Origin of the sequence: Rhizobium sp. BK196, from assembly GCF_014193255.1 — a bacterium.
In the GTDB taxonomy this organism is placed as follows: Bacteria; Pseudomonadota; Alphaproteobacteria; order Rhizobiales; family Rhizobiaceae; genus Rhizobium.
Genome location: NZ_JACHZB010000007.1, coordinates 335,296 through 352,705, shown reverse-complemented (window position 1 = coordinate 352,705; position 17,410 = coordinate 335,296). Strand labels below are relative to the sequence as shown.

General features: G+C 59.0%; 13 protein-coding genes, 1 tRNA gene and 1 pseudogene. 4 read left to right on the top strand and 11 right to left on the bottom strand.

Annotation, left to right across the window (positions count from 1 at the left end; all coding sequences use genetic code 11):
• Positions 1-104: 104 nt before the first annotated feature.
• Both FHT78_RS22880 and mnmA read right to left on the bottom strand, forming a co-directional pair.
• Positions 105-181 (bottom strand) — tRNA-Met (locus FHT78_RS22880).
• Between the two features lie 134 nt (positions 182-315).
• The gene (mnmA, locus tag FHT78_RS22875; protein ID WP_183748857.1) at positions 316-1,515 is read right to left on the bottom strand and encodes a tRNA 2-thiouridine(34) synthase MnmA; all 1,200 of its coding nucleotides are present in this window, start codon (positions 1,513-1,515) and stop codon (positions 316-318) included.
• A 256-nt stretch (positions 1,516-1,771) separates the two neighbouring features.
• Between mnmA and FHT78_RS22870 the strand changes: the two genes are divergently transcribed.
• Positions 1,772-2,728: a DMT family transporter gene (locus FHT78_RS22870; protein ID WP_183748856.1), complete on the top strand. Its 957-nt coding sequence runs from the start codon at positions 1,772-1,774 to the stop codon at positions 2,726-2,728.
• A 2-nt stretch (positions 2,729-2,730) separates the two neighbouring features.
• Here the strand turns inward: FHT78_RS22870 and FHT78_RS22865 are convergent, their stop codons facing one another.
• Positions 2,731-3,831, bottom strand: coding sequence for a mechanosensitive ion channel domain-containing protein (locus FHT78_RS22865; RefSeq protein WP_183748855.1), 1,101 nt, complete (start codon positions 3,829-3,831; stop codon positions 2,731-2,733).
• Positions 3,832-4,129: 298 nt separating this feature from the next.
• Positions 4,130-5,254: a TDT family transporter gene (locus FHT78_RS22860; protein WP_183748854.1), complete on the bottom strand. Its 1,125-nt coding sequence runs from the start codon at positions 5,252-5,254 to the stop codon at positions 4,130-4,132.
• 108 nt (positions 5,255-5,362) lie between these two features.
• Between FHT78_RS22860 and FHT78_RS22855 the strand changes: the two genes are divergently transcribed.
• Both FHT78_RS22855 and FHT78_RS22850 read left to right on the top strand, forming a co-directional pair.
• Positions 5,363-6,241, top strand: coding sequence for a LysR substrate-binding domain-containing protein (locus FHT78_RS22855; RefSeq protein WP_183748853.1), 879 nt, complete (start codon positions 5,363-5,365; stop codon positions 6,239-6,241).
• A 179-nt stretch (positions 6,242-6,420) separates the two neighbouring features.
• Positions 6,421-6,642 (top strand): hypothetical protein, encoded by a 222-nt coding sequence (locus FHT78_RS22850; protein WP_183748852.1) that lies wholly within the window; start codon positions 6,421-6,423, stop codon positions 6,640-6,642.
• Positions 6,643-6,732: 90 nt separating this feature from the next.
• On the opposite strand, the gene serA is transcribed toward FHT78_RS22850, so the two are convergent.
• The 3 genes from serA to FHT78_RS22835 all read right to left on the bottom strand — a co-directional run bounded on the left by serA (position 6,733) and on the right by FHT78_RS22835 (position 10,352).
• Positions 6,733-8,328, bottom strand: coding sequence for a phosphoglycerate dehydrogenase (gene serA / locus FHT78_RS22845; RefSeq protein WP_183748851.1), 1,596 nt, complete (start codon positions 8,326-8,328; stop codon positions 6,733-6,735).
• A gap of 85 nt (positions 8,329-8,413) precedes the next feature.
• The gene (locus FHT78_RS22840; protein ID WP_183748850.1) at positions 8,414-9,592 is read right to left on the bottom strand and encodes a phosphoserine transaminase; all 1,179 of its coding nucleotides are present in this window, start codon (positions 9,590-9,592) and stop codon (positions 8,414-8,416) included.
• A gap of 139 nt (positions 9,593-9,731) precedes the next feature.
• Entirely contained in the window at positions 9,732-10,352 is a 621-nt protein-coding gene (locus FHT78_RS22835; protein ID WP_183748849.1) for an NAD(P)H-dependent oxidoreductase, read from the bottom strand.
• Between the two features lie 92 nt (positions 10,353-10,444).
• Between FHT78_RS22835 and FHT78_RS22830 the strand changes: the two genes are divergently transcribed.
• Positions 10,445-11,059: a TetR/AcrR family transcriptional regulator gene (locus tag FHT78_RS22830; protein WP_183748848.1), complete on the top strand. Its 615-nt coding sequence runs from the start codon at positions 10,445-10,447 to the stop codon at positions 11,057-11,059.
• Positions 11,060-11,113: 54 nt separating this feature from the next.
• Here the strand turns inward: FHT78_RS22830 and FHT78_RS22825 are convergent, their stop codons facing one another.
• From FHT78_RS22825 to tilS, 4 genes and pseudogenes are all read right to left on the bottom strand, one after another.
• Entirely contained in the window at positions 11,114-11,959 is an 846-nt protein-coding gene (locus FHT78_RS22825) for an outer membrane protein (RefSeq protein ID WP_183748847.1), read from the bottom strand.
• Between the two features lie 384 nt (positions 11,960-12,343).
• Positions 12,344-13,696 (bottom strand): phosphoglucosamine mutase, encoded by a 1,353-nt coding sequence (gene glmM, locus FHT78_RS22820; RefSeq protein WP_183748846.1) that lies wholly within the window; start codon positions 13,694-13,696, stop codon positions 12,344-12,346.
• Positions 13,697-13,937: 241 nt separating this feature from the next.
• Positions 13,938-15,869 (bottom strand): ATP-dependent zinc metalloprotease FtsH, encoded by a 1,932-nt coding sequence (gene ftsH, locus FHT78_RS22815; protein WP_183748845.1) that lies wholly within the window; start codon positions 15,867-15,869, stop codon positions 13,938-13,940.
• 97 nt (positions 15,870-15,966) lie between these two features.
• Positions 15,967-17,395 (bottom strand): annotated as a pseudogene (tilS, locus tag FHT78_RS22810) (tRNA lysidine(34) synthetase TilS).
• Between the last annotated feature and the right edge of the window lie 15 nt (positions 17,396-17,410).

Genomic DNA, 17,410 nt, shown 5'->3' with positions numbered 1-17,410 from the left:
GCAGAGAACCTTGCAAACCATCGACAACCCGTTCGGCACGAGGTTGTCACCCATGTCTTAGGTACGTTCTGTTACCTATGTCTTCGGTATGGACACGGGAAAAGTGGTAGCGGAGGAGGGATTTGAACCCCCGACACAAGGATTATGATTCCTCTGCTCTGACCTACTGAGCTACTCCGCCACTGGTCAAACGATACCGTTCGCGAAGCGCTTCCGGTTCGTGGGATGTGCGGCTTATAAGGTGCGCCTCCGCTTTGTGTCAAGCACATGATGGAGAAAAACGGTGGGCTTTCCGAAGTGCCGTTTTTCGCCGTTTCAGGCCATGGCGTAGGTGGAAAGCAGCGCCTTCAATGAGGCTTCCGCATCAGGCTCGCGCTCGGAACGTTCGATGAAACCGCCGCCGAAGACGCGGGCGTCATCGCCGGGCGCCGAATAGAGCGCGCAGGCTTGGCCGGGCGCAATACCGGCCTCGCCGACCGTCAGGTCGACATAGATGCCGCTTGCATCCATGTGCAGCACAGCCGGAGCTGGCGCGCGGGTGGAGCGCACCTTGGCATAACAGGTAAAACCTTCGCCCGAGGCTGCAGCCTGAAGTGTTTCGTCACCCAACCAATTGACGTCACGCAAATAGACGCGGTGCGTTTCCAGCGCTTCTTTCGGGCCGACGATGACGCGGCGCGAGCGGGCGTCGAGATAGATGACATAGAGCGGTTCACCCGTAGCGATGCCGATGCCGCGCCGCTGACCGATCGTATAATGCAGGATGCCTTCGTGCTGGCCGAGGATGCGACCGTCGAGATGAACAATGTCACCGGCCAAAGCCGAATTCGGCTTCAGCTTGGCGATGATGTCGGAATATTTGCCCTGCGGCACGAAACAGATGTCCTGGCTGTCGGCCTTCTTGGCGACGACGAGACCCATCTCTTCGGCCAGCCGGCGCGTTTCCGACTTGGGCAGTCCACCCAGCGGAAAGCGCAGATAGTCGATCTGCTCCTGCGTCGTGGCGAAGAGGAAATAGCTCTGGTCGCGGTCGGCATCAGCCGGGCGATAGAGCGCGCGGCGACCGGGATTGCTGGATGACGGGTTCGGGCGCGAGCGGATATAATGGCCCGTCGCCAGCGCGTCAGCGCCGAGCTCCTTGGCGGTAGCCAAAAGATCGGCAAACTTGACCGTCTGATTGCAGGCTACGCAGGGGATCGGCGTCTCGCCGGCGACGTAACTTTCGGCGAAGGGATTGATGACGGTTTCGCGGAACCGTTTCTCGTAGTCGAGCACGTAATGCGGAATACCGAGCGTCTCGCAAACACGGCGTGCATCATCGATATCCTGGCCCGCGCAACAGGAGCCGGCGCGATGGACCGCTGCGCCGTGATCGTAAAGCTGCAGCGTAATGCCCAACACATCATATCCCTGGCGTTTGAGAAGCCCAGCCACGACGGAGCTGTCAACGCCGCCAGACATGGCGACGACGACACGGGTGTCTTCCGGCTTCTTGTCAAAATCCAGTGTGTTCACGGGTGCTGCCAAATTCTGCGCTGTTTCGATCCGCCTTCCTGATCCCGAAACATGGCGGATTTCCTGTATTTCCGGCGGGATCGGCCGCCAGCTTGCATGGGCGACGGATATAGAAACTATTGCGTCTCCGCGCAAGGGCCAGCGTTTCCGGCGGCGTCATGCGCGGGTCACGCATTGCAGCTATTCGCAATCGACCTTTGCCGGGCCGCATTTCATCACGTAGATGAAATGACTCAGCTTTTAAAGATTCGGATAAATGACAGCCGCCTCCACCACGCTTCGTGGCGTCCTTGTCGCATTTGCGGCCTATGCCGTGTTTGCCTTCAGCGATGCATCCATCAAGGCCCTGCACGGCACGGTTCCCTCGTTCCAGGTCGCCTTCACGGGTGCGATCCTCAGCCTCGCCGCCCTGCCCGTCATCAAGGGGCCGGGCGACTCTTGGTTGGACGTTTTCAGGACGACGAACCGGCCACTATGGTTGGTGCGCTTTGCGGCCGGTGCGACCGGCGCAATCGCCTCCATCATCACCTTCACCAAGCTGCCGATGGCAGAGGCCTTCTGCCTTCTCTTTTTGCTGCCTTCCTTCGTCACTATTCTCTCAGTGATCTTCCTGAAGGAAGATGTGCGCTGGCAGCGCTGGGCAGCCGTCATCGTCGGCTTCCTCGGCGTGCTGGTGGTTCTCAGACCTGGCTTCCGCGATTTGTCCGTCGGCCATCTGGCAGCGACCATCGGAGCGATCGCGGCGGCCATTGCCATCGTCATCCTGCGCAAGCTCGGCCCGGCCGAAAAGCGCCTTTCACTCTATGGCGCTTCGCTGCTTGGCACTCTCATCGTCAGCGGCCTGCTCATGCTCTCGCAGGTAGTCGTACCAAGCCCGCAGCAATGGCTCTTTCTCGCCAGCTACGGCCTGCTTGGCGCTGCCGGCAATGTCATGCTGATGACCGCCGCGCGGCTTGCCCCCGCAACGCTGGTTGCGACACCGCAATACAGCCAGATGATCTGGGCGATCGCCTTCGGTTATCTCTTCTTCAACGACAGCGTCGATCTGCCGATGGCTCTCGGCATCATACTCATCGTCTGCTCCGGCCTGCTGACGCTGATCCGCGAGCGCAAGCGTCAGGTGCCTCTGCCCGCAGCCGTCGCCTCCGGTGATACGCAATCGCAGATCGCAACGACGCCGGTGGAAGGCGAAGCAGAAGCGCCGATGCGGTAGATCTACTCTGCCGCCTCACGCCGGCCTCGAGCGGGCGGCTCGTTCATCACCGCCCGCACATGTGGCAAGGATGCCGGATATTCGCGCTGGATGAAATCGATCAGCTTCTCGCGAACCTCACAGCGCAGATCGAAGGTGCGGGCGGAATTCGATGCCGACACGAGAATGCGGATTTCCGTCACCGCCTCCCGAAAATCCGTAACGGCAACATTGACTACGCGCCGATCCCAAAGCTTTGAACCTTGCGCGATCTCTTCCACCTTCCTGCGAATGACCTCTACCGGCACGCTGTAATCCAGATAGATCATGACGGTGCCGATCAGCGCCGAGCTTTCGCGCGTCCAGTTCTGGAACGGGTTCTCGATGAAGTAGCTGAGCGGCAGGATCATCCGCCGCCAATCCCACAATTGCACGACGACATAGGTCGAGGTGATCTCTTCCACCCTGCCCCACTCGCCTTCGACCAGCAACGCATCGTCGATGCGAATTGGCTGGGTGATGGCGAGCTGAATGCCGGCGAAAAGGTTTTTCAGCACAGGCTGCAGCGCGAGACCGACGACGATACCCGCCACACCGGCGGAGGCGAGCAGGCTGACGCCATATTGACGGACCGCATCAAAGGTCATCATACAGGCCGAAATCGTCACGATGACGATCAAAAGATCGACGACGCGTTCCATGATACGCGTCTGCGTTACGTGCTTGCGTGCCAGAAGATTGTCCTCGGCATCGAGCTTGAACCGTCTGAGATAGACCGTCATCCAGATATGCTTGACGGTCTTGGCCATCCAGGCAACGAGCACGATGAAGAAAATGAGCAGGATATGCCGGACAGTCGCCGACTGCGTATCCGTCAACGGCGCAATCGTCGCCCCGAAGGAAAGGGCGGCCACCAGCATGGCTAGCCGCACGACCCGCTTCAGGCGCGAGACGAGCGAGCGCCAGAAGAGATCCTTGCCTTCAACCAACTGCGTCAGCAGACGGAAGAGAATGCGATGCGTAAAGAGCGTCACCGAGATGACGACTGCGAAGATGATGACGCTCGCAAGCCAGTCCGGCAGCCATATGCCTTCGGCGCGGATGTCGTTCAGAAACTCCGTCATGCAGGCACAGTTAGGGTGCAATGCAGCATGGAAAAGGGAAAGGCATCAAAAAAGGCGCAGCCGGAGCTGCGCCTTTAGGAAAAGGATGGATGATATCGCCTCAGGTGCCGATCAATTTGTTGCAGGCAAGTGCAATGCCGAGATTGGCGATAATGGCGGTCATGAGGGCCAGACCGATCATCGACAGCGTATAGTGTTTCATGTGCATCCTCCTTTTCAGCCCCGCGGAAAGTATGCAATGCTACCTGGCATTCTCAACATAACGAATGATTGAGCCAGTTGTGTTAGCGCCAGGCGATCAGCTCTCCAGGCACGGATCGACGAAGAGCGAACCATTATAGGCGCCGCAGCTCGTGCGGATGGCGACGACGACCCAGATTGCGGCAAGGGCTGCAACCAGAACCTCCCCGAACCCCGTCAGCGCCGGCAACGGAAAGATATTGGCGAGCCGCAGTGTCGCGACGGCATAGACGCCGATCGGGAAGGTGTAGCCCCACCAGCCGAGATTGAAGGGCAAACCTTGCCGCAGGTGGTTGATGGTGATGGCGATCGCCAGACCAAGCCACCAGAGGCCATAGCCCCAAAGCAAGACAGCACCGAGCAAAGCCGCGCCCGAAATCGCCGGAGCCAGCGCACCAAGGCCGCCGGCTGCAAGAGCCTGCCCGCCATTGATGGAAAACAGAGCAAGGCCAAGTGCACCGGTACCGACAGGGCCGAGGGCAAGGAAGCTCGTCGCTGCCATGCTGGCGTGCGGCAGCTTGTGCAGAGCCATGCGCAGGAAGAGGATGACGAGAATGCCGAGCGCCAGCGGCACCGAGCAGGACCAGAGCACGAAGCTCGCAAAAAGTACCGGAAGCTGCGCACCTTCGGCAAGATGCGGCACCAATAATCCGCCGCTTGCAGCCGCCACCTCAGAAGCGACGATCGGCAGCAGCCAGACGGCGCTCATATGCTCGATTGCATGCCGCTGCCGTGTAAACATGACCATCGGAATGGCAAGACCCGCCAGAACCGCCAACGCCGCATCCACCCACCATAGCTCCGCTGCGATAGAGACGCTTATCTCACCCAACAGGCCTGATCCGAAGATCAGGAAACCGTTGACGATGGTCGCAAGGCCCATCGGTATACAACCGAAGAACATCGAGACGACGGGATGGTCGAATGCCCTGAGCGCAGCGCCGGGGTGTAGCAACCACTTCCCGGCATAGATGCAGGTTAACACTGCAAACAGGACGATATCCGCGAGCCACAGCATCTCGCCTGTCGTGTGGACTGCCGTCAGACCCGGAAACTGACCGAAGCAGACGGCAAGGATGCCGGTCCCCATCGTCGTCGCAAACCAGTTTGGCGTGAAGTGGCGCAAGACATGCATGCGCGGGCGAACAATCGGTACAGAAGGAGATAGATGCAGGGCGGTCATAGTTGGTGTCCTTTCGTTGACCGCTTTCATATCGGCACAAAATAATCGCTTCCAACGATTTATCTTTCTAATTCTGTTCGATAAAATCGAATGATTGATGGAGGTGACATGACACTGGAGCAGCTCAGAATATTCGTGGAGGTGGCGGCGCGTCAGCATATCACGAAGGCGGCGGCTCACCTGAACATGACTCAGTCGGCCGTTAGCGCCGCAGTTACAGCACTGGAGACACGCCATGGCGTCACCCTCTTCGACCGCGTCGGCCGCTCGATCGTACTGAACCGGACCGGTAAGCTGTTCCTGAAGGAAGCGCATGCTGTGCTGACAAGTGCAAAGGCGGCGGAAGCCGCGCTCGTAGACCTCTCCGGTCTTATGCACGGAGAACTTACGATCATGGCGAGCCAAACGATCGGCGGCTATTGGCTATCGCCACGGCTCGTCGCGTTCCGCCGAAGATATCCAGGCATCGAACTGACAATCCGCATCGGCAACACAGCTGAAGTGTCGGACGCTGTTGCCAATGGCGAGGTGGAGGTAGGCCTCATCGAGTGGCCGAGTGAAAGGCGTGGCGTTTCGGCAAGGAAAATCGCTCTTGACGAGATGATCGTCGTCGTTGCTCCTAGTCACCCCTGGGCGGATGGCAAAGCACGCAGTCCGTCCGATTTTCCCCAGACACAATGGGTCCTGCGCGAACAGGGATCGGGTACCCGTCTTGCCTTCGAAAGTCTTCTGCAAAAGGCCGGGCTCGACATTGAGGCGCTGGAAATCGCGATGGTGCTGCCGGAAAACGAACCGCTCGTCGGCGTTGTCGAAGCCGGTATCGGCGCGACACTGATGTCACGAAGCGTTGTTGCAATGAGGCTGCGCAACGGTCTTCTCACCGAAGTGAACGTGCCGGCCCAGCCCCGTCCCTTCTTCCTGCTGCGCCATGAGGAGCGCTATCGCAGCAAGGCTGCCGATACCTTCGATACCATGATCTCAGGCTAATGCCTTCTTCAGCCGGCGGTAATCGATCTGTGCTTCAAGCCAGCCATCCGCGGCTTAGCTGAAAGTTCCACCCAGGTGGCCAGGACGAAGGTCGGACCCATACCTCATTTTCAGTTGGAACCAATTCATTTCCAAGGAGTTATTTCTAGTTGAAAATACAACCCGTCCGCAGGGAGGCGATGATGGGCGCGTCCACAATGACAGATCATGATAAAATCCGGGAATGGATCGAAGCACGCGGCGGCCATCCCGCCCGAATCAGAAGCGGCCAGGTCGGCGTCGATTTCGGCAGGCCAGAAAACTCTGTCGAGAACATTTCCTGGGACGAGTTCTTTAGGGTGTTCGACGCGAACAGAGACACTTTCCTGCATCACGACACGAATGCCACCCGCCGCCACTGATCACAGATCACTGACGACATGCGCTGGACTATAGAAAAAACCGGCCCGGAGACCGGACCGGTTATTCATGTCTTTCCTTGGGAGGAAAACTCAGTCGACGTTGAAGGTCAGCGGCTTTGCCTGGCGGATCGCCGGATTGGCCGTCAGCTTGTTTAGAACGACATCGTCAACCGCAGCATCGACATAGAGTAGAGCGATCGCATCGCCGCCCTGTTTGTCACGACCGAGCTGGAAGTTGGCGATGTTGACGCCGGCAGCACCAAGCGTCGTGCCGATAAAGCCAATCATGCCCGGAACGTCGGTATTGGTGATGTAGATCATGTGGTTGCCGACATCGGCGTCGAGGTTGATGCCTTTGATCTGAATGAAGCGCGGCTTGCCATCAGAGAAGACCGTGCCGGCGACAGAACGCGTCATGGATTCCGTCGTCACCGTCAGCTTGATGTAGCCGTCGAAGACACCCGACTTGTCGCGCTTGACCTCGGAGAGGATGATGCCCTTTTCCTTGATCATGATCGGGGCTGAAACCATGTTGACGTCAGCCACCTGTGACCGGATCAGACCGGCGAGAACCGCAGACGTCAACGCTCGAGTGTTCATGCTGGCGGTTACGCCATCATAGAGGATCTCGATCTCCTTGATCGGCTCTTCGGTGACCTGGCCGACGAAAGCGCCGAGGACATCGGCGAGCCTGATGAACGGCTTCAGGATCGGCGCTTCTTCAGCCGTGATCGACGGCATGTTGATGGCGTTCGAAACCGCCCCGTTGACGAGATAATCAGCCATCTGCTCGGCCACCTGCAGAGCGACGTTCTCTTGCGCTTCCGTGGTCGATGCGCCGAGATGCGGCGTGCAGACGACGTTCGGCAGGCCGAAGAGCGGGCTTTCCTTGGCGGGTTCGACTTCGAAAACGTCAAAGGCGGCGCCGGCGACATGGCCGGACTTGATGGCATCGGCAAGCGCTGCCTCATCGACGAGACCGCCGCGGGCGCAATTGATGATCCGAACGCCGGGCTTGGTCTTGGCAAGCGCTTCCTTATTCAGGATGCCACGGGTCTTGTCCGTCATCGGCACGTGCAGCGTGATGAAATCTGCCCTGGCGAGCAGCTCGTCGAGCTCGACCTTGGTGACGCCCATCTCTTCGGCACGCTCCTTGGAGAGGAACGGATCGTAGGCAACGACATGCATCTTCAGGCCGATGGCGCGGGCGCAGACGATGGAGCCGATATTGCCGGCACCGATGACGCCGAGCGTCTTGCCGGTGATTTCGACACCCATGAACTTCGACTTCTCCCACTTGCCGGCCTGCGTAGAAGTGTCGGCAGCCGGAAGCTGGCGGGCAACGGCAAACATAAGGGCGATTGCGTGTTCAGCTGTCGTGATCGAGTTGCCGAAGGGCGTGTTCATGACGATGATGCCACGGCGCGAAGCGGCCGGGATATCGACATTGTCGACGCCGATGCCGGCGCGGCCGACGACCTTGAGGTTTTTGGCCGCTTCGATGATTTTCTCCGTCACCTTGGTGGCGGAGCGGATGGCAAGACCGTCATAATTGCCGATGACTTCGAACAGCTTGTCCTTGTCCTTGCCGAGCTGCGGCTGGAAATCGACTTCGACGCCGCGATCACGGAAGATTTGGACGGCGGTTTCCGACAGTTCGTCGGATACGAGAACGCGAGGTGCCATGTTGGGCCTCCTTCAAAGAGTTCAGCGATAAACTTGAATTGGGAATGCAAGGCTCCGCCCTCAGACGGAGCCGGATGCGATCACATCAGGCAGCAGCCTGGGAAAGCGCAGCTTTCTGCGTTTCGAAGGCCCAGGAAAGCCACGGCATCAGCTTCTGCATATCGGCAGTCTCGATCGTGGCACCTGCCCAGATCCGAAGACCGGACGGAGCGTCTCGGTAAGCGCCGATGTCATAGGCGACGCCTTCCTTCTCAAGAAGAGCGACGAGACCCTTGGCGAAATCCGCCTGGCCATCGGCGTCGAGGGCGGCAACATCCTTGTCGACGATCTTCAAGCAGATCGAGGTGTTGGATTCGATCTCCGGCTTGACGGCGAGATTGGCGATCCAGCCGTTTGCGGCTACGAAATCGGCGATAACCTTTGCATTGGCATCGGCGCGGCCAATCAGTGCCTTAAGGCCACCGAGCTGTTTGGCCCAGAGCAGCGCATCGATATAGTCCTCGACGCAGAGCATCGAAGGCGTGTTGATCGTTTCGCCCTGGAAGATGCCTTCGATCAGCTTGCCGCCCGAGGTCAGGCGGAAGATTTTCGGCAGCGGCCATGCCGGCTGATAGGAGACGAGGCGTTCGACGGCGCGCGGCGACAGGATGAGGATACCATGCGCACCCTCGCCACCCAAAACCTTCTGCCAGGAGAAGGTGACGACATCGAGCTTTGCGAAATCGAGTTCTTGCGCGAAAGCGGCTGACGTCGCATCGCAGATCGTCAGGCCCTTGCGGTCGGCCGGGATGAAGTCGGCATTCGGTACGCGAACGCCCGAAGTGGTGCCGTTCCAGGTGAAGACCACGTCACGGTCGAAATCGACGGCGGAAAGATCCGGAAGTTCACCGTAACCGGCTTCGATCTTGCGGACGTCGTTCAGCTTGAGCTGCTTGACGACGTCGGTAACCCAGCCGGCGCCGAAGCTTTCCCAGGCGACCATGTCGACACCGCGCTCGCCGAGCAGCGACCAGAGGGCCATCTCGACAGCGCCGGTATCGGAAGCCGGCACGATGCCGATACGGTAATCCGCCGGCACTTCCAGAATTTCGCGGGTAAGATCGATCGCCTGCTTCAGCTTGGCCTTGCCGACTTTCGCACGATGCGAACGGCCAAGAGCCGCATCGGAAAGAGCTTCGAGCGTCCAACCAGGACGTTTCGCGCAGGGGCCAGAAGAAAAATGAGTGTTTTGCGGACGCACGTCCGGCTTTGCGGTATTTGCCATATTGCTACCCTTCCAGATAGATGGCTCCTCGTTGGGGAGGAGTGTCCCGCCGCCGTGTTTATGGGCGATGCCCGTCATAGTCAAGCGGCTGATGTCGTTTCTGAAGGGTATTTTGCCGCAGTGGCGATCACATCTCAGATTACGCTGCACTGCCTGTCGCACTATGATCGCGGACGTTGGAGATACCGCGACCGATCCGGTATGCTACCTCGACATGCTTGCAAGCACCTCCCGCATCCGAATCGAGAAGCAGTTCCGACGTCACCACGTGGGCGCCGCAATAGTCGAAAATCCCATGATCGATCTGCGTCTTCATGGCACTGAAATAGCCGTGCCGCTCATAAGTGCCTGCATCCGCGCCACCGATGCCAATGAGATGCACGCGCAGATGGCTGAGCTTCTTCACGACTTTGCTGCCGGACGTGTCGTCATAGGCCCAGCCATTGGCAAAAACGCGATCGATCCAGCCTTTCATCAAGCCCGGCATAGACCACCAATAGACAGGAAAAACCAGGACTAGCGCATCGGCGCGATCAATCCTGGCCTGCTCGGCGACGACATCGGCCGGTGCATCGGCTGTCCGGCGATGCGCCGCAATATCGGCCTCGCTGAATCTGGGATCGAAACCCTCTTCCGTGAGATCCGCGATTTCAAAGGTGTTGGCAGCATCGAATGCCGATATGCCTTTGGCAATCCCCGCAGCGACGCTGTGACTGAGGGAACTGGAATTAGGATGGGCGAGGACGATGAGCGCATGCATTTGGAAACCTCCTCGTTGGCGTTGCGAGCAAAACCGATCGCTTATATACTTTTCGTAAGCTACTTATCGTAAGTTACTTTTAGTAGGTTTTGATGTCAAGCATAGACCACAACCATGCCCCACCGCTGCCCCGTCGACGGCTTTCGCGGGAGGAACGGCATCGACAGCTACTGGATGTATCCTGGCGACTAATCCGTGAAGAAGGCACGGATGCGCTGACGCTGGGCAGGCTGGCCGAACAGGCCGGCGTGGCAAAGCCCGTCGTCTATGATCATTTCGGCACGCGACCAGGATTGCTTGCGGAACTTTACCGCGAATTCGACGATCGGCAGACGGCGCTGATGAATACCGCGCTTCGCGAAAGCGGACCGGCGCTGAGCGACAAAGCGAAGGTCATGGCGGCCGCCTATATTGGTTGCGTTCTCACGCAGGGACGCGAAATTCCCGACGTGATCGCCGCTCTGGCGAGTTCCCCTGAACTCGAGAAGGTCAAGCATGAGTGTCAGATAGTTTTCATGGCTCAGTGCAAATCCGTGCTCAGCCCTTTCGTCGGCGCAGGAACCATCGCTTCAGCCAGTCTTTGGGCGATGCTCGGCGCTGCCGAAACACTCTCCTACGCTGCGGCAACCGGCGAGATCAGTGCCAGCCAGGCTGAGAGCGAGCTTTTCGAAATCATTCTGGCAATGGTCGCGAGAAATACCTGCTGAAACAACAAAAGCCGCCCTCACGGACGGCTTTCGATAATCTTCGGCGCTCCGGCCTTACTTGTAGACCGGCTGCTGCAGTGGAATGTCCGGCGGTTCGTAGGCGACCGGCTGAGCGCAGCCGCCGAAGAGGTAACGGGCACCGACACGGGCTTCGTGGACGTTGACGCCACGGTCGCGACCCGGGCCGCCGTTTTCAGCGTAGCCGAACATGCTGCCGCCATCGATATGCAGGTAGCGGTAGCCTACATCGGCCTTGACGTTGCAGGTCACATCGATCGAAGCGCCGGCCATGAGGGCATAGCTGAAGCGCCAGCTGCCACGTCCACCATGAATGACTTCGTCATCGCAACCACTGCCGTCATCGGCGCAGGCGACGTTGTGGAGGTCTTTCCACTTGACGTAGGAACCACCGATACCGGCGCCGACATAGGGCGTGAAATAGGCGTAGGTGCCGAGATCGACATAGGCGTTGGCGAGAAGCGTATAGGCCGTCATCGACGATACGTCACGCGAGGTACAGGAGTCTACGCAGGCACCGAAGGCAGCGCCGCCGCCGACCGTCGAACCGCGGAAGTCAGACTTGGTCAGATAGTCGAAGGTCAGATCGGTGCGCAGATAGCTGTTGATCTGGTAACCAACACCGCCGCCGACCGTCCAGGCATCGTCAAGGTCTGCATGATCGAAATCGGCTTCGAGAGCATTGCTGCCCTGGAAGAACTTTGCGCCACGCAGGTCGGTGAAGGCGTAGCCGACATCACCGCGCAGATACCAGCCCGTGCTTTCGCTGACGGCGACTTCCGGCGGTTGTTCCGGCACGGGCTCAATCGGTGCAAGATCGGCGGAATAAGCATTCGACGCGATCAACAGCACGCCGAAGATACCGGACAAAGTTCGTTTCATGGATTCACTCCAGTCGGTTGCGTCGGCGCGCTGCGGGCCGCCAAAACGGATATGCTTTTTATGGATAATGAATTGGAAACGTTAAAAGCTGCTTAACCATAAGAAGTAATTCGAATATCCGCGACAGAACACGTTTCGAAAAGTAAATGCTGGCCACCCGGCCTGTCTCAACTTCGCTAATCGGGAAGACGACGAATAAAAAGTCCGGCAAACATTTCCACTTGCGAATGACGGATGAGCAAAGGCGAGGGAACAGCAGCGGGCAGGCCCACGAGGCCGAAGACCCGGCCTGCGGCAATCACACGGTCTGGCCGCGCAATACCGGTAAATCAGCACCATAAAAAAGCCGGCTCGAGGCCGGCTTCAATCCTTGATGTCGCGCCCTCAGGCGGCGCTGCGCACGCTTGAAATCGTGCCGATCAGATCGTTGACGATGCGTTCGATCTGCGCGCGGTCGTCGCCTTCCGCCATCACGCGGATCAATGGTTCGGTGCCGGAGGGGCGGATGACGAGACGGCCGTTCTTGGAAAGCTCGGCTTCGGCATCGGCAATCGCCTTGACCACCTGCAGGTCTTCCAGCGGCTTGCCGCCGGAAATGCGGACATTGCGCAGAAGCTGCGGCACGGGCTCGAAGCGACGGCAGATTTCGCTGACTGTTTTACCGGTGCGCTTGACGGCCGCCAAAATCTGCAGCGCAGCAACGAGACCGTCGCCGGTTGTGCCGTAGTCCGAAAGCACGATATGACCGGACTGCTCCCCACCCACATTGTAATTGTGTTGGCGCATATGCTCGACGACATAGCGGTCTCCGACCTTGGTACGGGCAAGGCCGAGACCCTTATCCTCGAGGAAACGCTCAAGGCCGAGATTGGACATGACGGTCGCAACAATACCGTTTCCGCGCAGCTGCTGGCTCTCGGCCCAGCTTTCGGCGATGACGGCCATCAGCTGATCGCCATCGACGATCGAGCCGTTTTCATCGACGATGATAACGCGGTCCGCATCGCCATCGAGCGCAATGCCGATATCGGCGCGCACCTCGTCAACCTTCTTCTGCAGGGCGACCGGGCTGGTGGAGCCGCAATTCAGGTTGATGTTCGTGCCATTCGGATCGTTGCCGATCGTCACCACGTCGGCGCCGAGTTCCCAGAGAACGGCAGGCGCCACCTTGTAGGCCGCGCCATTGGCGCAGTCGACTGCAACGCGCAGGCCCTGCAGGGTCACATCGCGCGGCAAGGTGCGTTTGACGTGCTCGAGATAGCGGTAGATATCGCCGTCGACGCGCTTGGCGCGGCCGATTTCTTCGGCCTTGGCAAGCTGTCCCGACAGATCCTTGTCGAGCAGGTCCTCGATCTGGGCTTCGATGTCATCGGAGAGCTTGTAACCATCAGGACCGAAAAGCTTGATACCGTTATCCTGGAACGGATTGTGCGAGGCCGAAATCATCACGCCGATATCGCATCGCAGCGAACGCGTCAGCATGGCAACCGCAGGTGTGGGAATAGGACCGAGCAGGAACACGTCCAGTCCCGCCGCAGTAAAGCCGGCCACAAGGGCATTCTCCAGCATATATCCCGACAGGCGCGTATCCTTGCCGATCACCACACGATGACGGTGGGCGCCGTTACGAAAAATCGTTCCTGCGGCGATGCCGACCCGCATCGCAAGGTCCGGCGTCATAGGGAAGATATTGGCTTGGCCTCGAATGCCGTCCGTCCCAAAATAGCGTCTTTTCATATGCACTCCTGCGCTTTCCGCGCGTCGTAGAAGCTTACGCATTCCTCAAGCAAGAATCCGGTTTCAAAGATTGCGTTGCGCCCGAACTCGATTCAGACTTGTTCTTACTCAGCGGAATGCCACAAAACCGCGTAACCGGCACGTAAATTACCAAGAAAACCGATTATATCCTGTTACTAATATTAAAAGGGCCGGATTCCCTGTGGAAATCCGGCCCTTTCAGGCAAATTCCTGTTCACTTTCAGTGAGGCTGAGGTTCCAGCCCGCCCTCGGGTTCATCACCCTTGGAAGCAGGGCGCGCACCGGCCTTTGGAACAGCCGAGCCACGGCTCGGAGGCGAATCATCACCAAGATCGCGTGCAGGCTTCTCGCCACGAATCAGCGCCTTAATCTCTTCACCCGTCAGCGTTTCGTATTCGAGCAGCCCTTCGGCAAGTGCTACGAACTCATCATGCTTTTCCGTCAGGATGTCCCTGGCCTGCTGATAGGCCTGGTCGATCAGGCGGCGCACTTCGTTGTCGATCTTCTGAGCGGTCGCTTCGGAGACGTTCTTCGACTGCGAAACCGAATGACCGAGGAAGACCTCCTGCTGGTTTTCGCCATAAGCAACCTGGCCGAGCTCGTCGGAAAAACCCCACTGGGTGACCATCGCACGGGCAAGCTTGGTGGCCTGCTCGATGTCGGAGGAAGCACCCGAGGTGATGTTCTCCTTGCCGAAAGTCAGTTCTTCGGCAACGCGGCCACCCATCATGATGCAGAGGCGCGAGATCATCCACTTGTAGCTCATCGAGTAGCGATCGCCCTCGGGAAGCTGCATGACCATGCCGAGCGCACGGCCACGCGGAATGATCGTTGCCTTGTGCAGCGGATCGGCGACGGCGACATTCAGCGCGGTGATGGCGTGACCGGCTTCGTGATAGGCCGTGAGCTTCTTTTCCGCTTCGGTCATGGCCGAAGAGCGGCGCTCAGCGCCCATCATGATCTTGTCCTTGGCGTCTTCGAATTCCTGCATGGTGACGACACGCTTGTTGCGGCGGGCGGCCATGAGGGCAGCTTCGTTGACGAGGTTCATCAGGTCGGCACCCGAGAAGCCGGGGGTACCGCGGGCCAGAACCTTGAGATCGACATTCGGTGCCAGCGGAACGTTGCGGGCATGAACCTTAAGGATGCGTTCGCGGCCGACGATATCAGGGTTCGGAACGACGACCTGGCGGTCGAAACGGCCCGGACGCAGCAGCGCCGGATCGAGAACGTCGGGACGGTTGGTCGCAGCGATCAGGATGATGCCTTCATTGGCTTCGAAACCGTCCATCTCGACGAGCAGCTGGTTCAGCGTCTGTTCGCGTTCGTCGTTGCCGCCGCCGAGACCGGCGCCACGATGGCGGCCGACGGCGTCGATTTCGTCGATGAAGATGATGCAGGGCGCATTCTTCTTGGCCTGCTCGAACATGTCGCGGACGCGGCTTGCACCGACACCGACGAACATTTCGACGAAGTCCGAACCGGAAATCGTGAAGAACGGCACGTTGGCTTCGCCGGCAACCGAGCGGGCAAGCAGCGTCTTACCGGTGCCCGGAGGACCGACGAGCAGCACGCCGCGCGGGATCTTGCCGCCGAGGCGCTGGAACTTCTGCGGGTCACGCAGGAATTCGACAATTTCTTCCAGGTCCTGCTTGGCTTCATCAACGCCGGCGACGTCGTCAAAGGTCACACGGCCGTGCGCCTCGGTCAGGAGTTTGGCCTTTGACTTGCCAAAACCCATTGCGCCGCGCGAGCCCCCCTGCATCTGGCGCATGAAGAACAGCCAGACGCCGAGGATCAAAAGCATCGGCAGCAGCGTTCCGAGATAGCTCAGGAAGCCGGAGGAACCGTCGGTTTCCGGGCGCGCGGTGACAGCGACATTCTTGGATTGCAGGCGATCGAGCAGATTGTCGTCGATCACAGGCGAATAGGTCTGGAAGGTATTGTTGTTCTCCAGATATGTGCCGGTCAGCCTGTTACCGGTGACCACGACATCCTTCACGCGGTTCGCATCGACCTCACGCAGGAACTGCGAATAAGGGATTTCACGCGAACCCGTCTGCGCCGGAGCCGTCTGGAACATACTGAAGAGGGCGATCAGCAGAAGCGCGATGATCGCCCACAAGGCGAAATTACGTAAGTTAGGGTTCATTGAACTCCCCAGCACTGGACAGTCGCCTCATGGCGACCGTCATATTTGGTCTCTAACATAGGGTTGCGCTACGCCATTGCCAAGGCAATCCACTAGGTCAGATCGTTTTTCCGTCAATACTTCTTAAAAGGTGGCTCCGCATAGGGCGCCTTTGAGAAAACTGCCGAAAGCCTATTGGCGAAGGTGAAATCAAATCGTGTCAAAAAGCGGTCGAAGGGTGCGAAATAGGCCGCCAAATCAACGGATCGGGCGGATTTCGGGGATAAAGTGCCTTTCTCGGCGTATAAGGCCGGCGCCGAAGCAACAGCGCGCTTCCATGCCGCCTTGGGCAGGTGCGCAAAATGCTCTGTGCTCGGCAGAGGAGGCCGCCCACAGCGCGTCGACGGCATTATTGACTGAACAGAGTATGAACCATCTTCTGCGGACTCGAAAATAACGGTTTTCTCTGGCGAGTACAGGAACGAAGGTGCCCCGGCAGCTGCTGCCTCGACCCCAATGTTTGCTTCCGACCTGTTTCTGACCTCGAACCTGCCGTCCCAGATCCTGGTGCTCCCCGGCGGCAGCACCAGGGGCAAGATCCCCCTGGTCTCGCGCGCCAGATAAAGCCCGTCACGCCGCAGATCGAATACTACCCTGCCGACGCTCATTCGTCCCGGCTTGCCACCAGCTGAGAATGCAAGAAGCTGCTCCATCTGAGCCCTCCCCGGCCCAAACGGCTGTCCTCCGAAAACCGCCGTCAGGCGGCCGAGCGCGTAATCAACGACCGTGCGATCCTGCCTCAGCCCGTCAGGGATTACCTGACCGAGCAGACCGCCATGAAGCCTGAAATAACGATCGAGCCATTCTGCCCCATCGGAAGAAAGAGCCAGTCGTTCATCCCAGATTCCAGTTATATTTGTCTCCGCCTTCGCATCGGCGGAAAGCTGCCGCCGCGTCCGCACGCGCTCGTATTTCACATCCTCATTGCTTGGATCGTCGATCCAGGACATGCCGCGCGCGCTTAGGAAACCGCGGATATCTGCCCGGGCGGAGAAAAGAAGCGGCCGCAGGACCCAGAAACGCCGGTCGAAAAGCATCGCATCCGCTATACCGGTTGAGATTTGCTCCGACCGCATCCCGCGCATCTGCAGCGTTTCACCCTGATCATCGAGCGTATGTCCTGTGACGATGAGATTTGCGTCGAACGCTTCTGCCGCCTCGGCAAGAAGTCGGTAACGCGCCTCGCGCGCAGCTGCCATGATCCCGGTTTTCGGTTTCTCGTCCTGCCAGACCATTGTCCGGTGCGAAATGTCTTTCGATGTGCAGAGAGCAGCGACCTGATGGGCCTCATCTGCAGATCCGTCGCGCAAAGCATGGTCGACGGTTGCGGCGCAAAGGGAAATGGAAAGATCGGGAGCGGCCTTCAGCGCTTCGAGGAGCAGCAGGAGCAGGCCGGTGGAATCGCTTCCGCCCGAAATCGCGACAAGAATGCGCGCAGGCGTCTTCAGCGAAGCGAGGAAACGGCCGATTGCCGCTTCAGGAGACATCGGACCTTCCGGAAA